The sequence below is a fragment of the Myxacorys chilensis genome (assembly GCF_059505265.1).
In genome coordinates this window covers 1-2690 of record NZ_JCACKG010000247.1, presented here as the reverse complement: position 1 = coordinate 2690, position 2690 = coordinate 1, and the positions used below count along the sequence as shown (strand labels likewise).

The following is a 2690-nucleotide window of genomic DNA, read 5'->3' as shown; positions in this document are numbered from 1 at the left end:
CCAAGACCGGATCAGGTCCTTGAGCTGCACCACGTGGGAGGGCCAAGTGGTAAGGGACGAGCGTGCCGTCGGCCGAGGTGGCCTCCAGAAGCCGTGCCTCCATGCCCTCGGCGTCGAAGGTGGGCTTGGCCTGCGCCACGAACTCGGGCCGGGGTGGATCCGACATCCTGTCCAAGTCGAGACGGTACAGGGTCGACGGCAGGAGTTGGCCCTCGGCTTGGATGTCGAGGCGCATGTCGCGCCGGCTTTCGCTGTCAGGCTCGACCGCGTGCCAGGACACCCACGCTGCCGAAGCCTCCCGGGGTAGCGGCACGTCGATCAGGTCACCGTCCGGTGTACGCAGGTCCAGAACCCTGAGCCAAGGCCGCAGGTCGTCGTGGCCGGTCAGCACAAGCCAGTCGCGGGAGAGCAGGAGCTGTTCGGTGCCGCTGCGCGGCCCCGGCTCGAAGAGCACCCGTTCCAGGGGTGGCCCATCGAACCGCCGCAGGACGACACTGCCCGCCGCGTGCGCGCCATCCTCCAGAGGTTCCCAGACCACGAAGCGGTCGTTGGCTGCCTTGTGGGATTGCGGCGGCAGTTCGAGTACGATGCGCTGCCCTCCCTTCTCTACGGCCAGGGTGCTCGACAGCACCGAGTGGCCGATGGACAGCACGAGGGCTCCGCCGCCCTCGCCGGGCACGCGGACCGCGTCTGCCGCCACGTCCTCGGGCGAGGCCTCATGGATCACGGGCGCGTCCTCAAGCCCCCTGCCGCGCGACCAGGCCCGCACGGTGCGCGGCCAGCCCGACCGCGTGGTGTGCTCCGGGCCGGTGGTAGCGCATACGAGGAGGGTGTCGGGCCCGTCCCAGGCCACCGATTGGCGCGCGGGCGGCATCTCGAAGCCGCCCGCCACGAAGGTCTTTGTCTCCAGGTCGAACTCGCGCGCCACCAGAACATCCGAGCCGTTGTCGGAGAGCAGCAGCATCACCCGCGTGCCGTCCAACTGATTGGCCACCCCGCGCCAAGCCCATTCGTGCTCTGTCTCGCGGCAGTAGGCGTCGAGGTCGAAGACCGGCTCCCACGGCGCGTGCGGGCGAGGCGTCAAGTGGTCCGGGATCCGCCGCCAAAGGCCGCGGGGATGCTCGGCGTTGGTGTGGAAGTCATAGAGGTGAGCGCCCCGCCGGCGACACCGGAAGAGCTTGTCGTCGTCCTCGATGATAGCGCGGAGGCGTTGCCGGTCCTGCTCGAAGGTGGCGTCCTCGAGCCGCCGGCTCACCTCGGCGTTGCCGGCCTTTATCAGCGCCCGGGAGCGCTCGCTTTCGGGATCTTCCATATCGAGATCGTCGGTCACGGACGGCTCCATCGCTGAATGGTACTGGGTTGATCTTACATCATCGCAGGCCAAGCTAATCAGCGCATACCGTGATCGAGAAAGCGGAGATCGCGGTCACGGCTTCTGTCCGCCACTTCGCGCGCGCCCCACGTTGGCTGCCATCACGCAGAGGAGTTCGAACATCATCGTGGCCCCCGCGAGCGCCGTCATCCCGCCTACGTCGAACGGAGGCGAGACCTCCACGACGTCCGCGCCTACGATGTCCACGCCATCGAGGAGCTGAAGCATCTCCTGCGGCAAAGCGCAGGTACAAGGGGCTCGGCAACAGGTCCTTCCAAATGAGAGACTGGATGGGCTGGGTGACGACTTCGATCAAATCGAAGGTACAGAGGCTAGTGGGACGGTGTCCTCGCTGCGCTTATCGTCACAGCTTGATGTCGGCCGGCGCGGAGGGCGCTGGCGCAAGGGACGGGTCGGCTAGGGCGCGCATCATGGCCCCGATGTCGAGCATCCAGACGCTGAGTTCGTAATCATGGTCGGGGTTCTCATCGATATGAGCGGTTATCTCAAGACCGCAGCCAGTCGCTGCCTCAAGATCGAGGGCTTGGTCGGGGGGCTCGGCGGGCCAGAAGGAACTGCTGCCAATTACCTCGACCCAGTTCAGCGGTGATCCTTGCTCCGCGGAGGATGGCTCGGCAAGATGGATCGGCGGCGCCTGGCCGCTCCAGCCGAAGAAGGCTTTGCAACGGTCATTGGTCGTGCTGGCCCTCCAATCCAGTTGGAATGGTAGGCGGGCGTCGAACCTTTCCGTGGGTTCGCCGTACTTCTGGACGAGTGATGCCACTAAGGACTCAGTGCTGGCCTGCTCGCGCGGGACTACGAGCTTGCGGAAGAGCCCCAGGACTGGCCCATCGGGTCGCGCCGGCGGATGCACGGCCAGGATGGTCTGATCAAACTCCATGTCGGCGAACCCGGACAGGGTGCCGAACAGCCGCGTCGAGTTCGGTTCCTGCACCTCCAGTCGCCGAGCCTGGCCCAGCTCGTAAAGCCCCTCGGCGTTGGCCAGGAACGCCTCTGCCGTCATGCCGAGCACGAGACCCGCTACGTCGGTGACCGCAGGTCCCACTGCTTCGAATTCTGCATCCGGCACGGCTTCCGGTGCGATGTCGTTGCTAGGCTCCACCCCGGGCGGAGCGTCCTGCGGCGTGGCGAGGGCTGCCACCTCCGGCGCAGGCAGCGGCTCGACCGCGCCCTTCCAGAGGAGCATCTCGGGATCGTCGAAGAGGATGTCGGCTTCGGGCCGGAGCAGCTCGAAGGTGAGGACGTCGAGCTTTGCCTCCGGATATCCGGTCCCATCCGCCGCGACGGATCCCAGCCG

The 2690-nt window shown here is 66.8% G+C and carries 3 protein-coding genes; all 3 read right to left on the bottom strand.

The window, feature by feature from the left end; all coding sequences use genetic code 11:
• The coding region (locus AC5JLB_RS25495; RefSeq protein WP_495876635.1) for a prolyl oligopeptidase family protein at positions 1 to 1330 on the bottom strand (1330 nt) is incomplete at its 3' end.
• Positions 1331 to 1426: 96 nt separating this feature from the next.
• A complete protein-coding gene (locus tag AC5JLB_RS25490; protein ID WP_495876634.1) occupies positions 1427 to 1600 on the bottom strand; it encodes an arginase family protein in 174 nt (57 codons plus the stop codon).
• 136 nt (positions 1601 to 1736) lie between these two features.
• Positions 1737 to 2690, bottom strand: a 954-nt coding sequence (locus AC5JLB_RS25485; protein WP_495876633.1) for a hypothetical protein, incomplete at its 5' end; no start/stop codon positions are given.

Coding starts and splice junctions, on each gene's coding strand:
- AC5JLB_RS25490 (WP_495876634.1), bottom strand. CDS start 1,600: ATGCTTCAGCTCCTCGATGGCGTGGACATCGTAGGCGCGGACGTCGTG.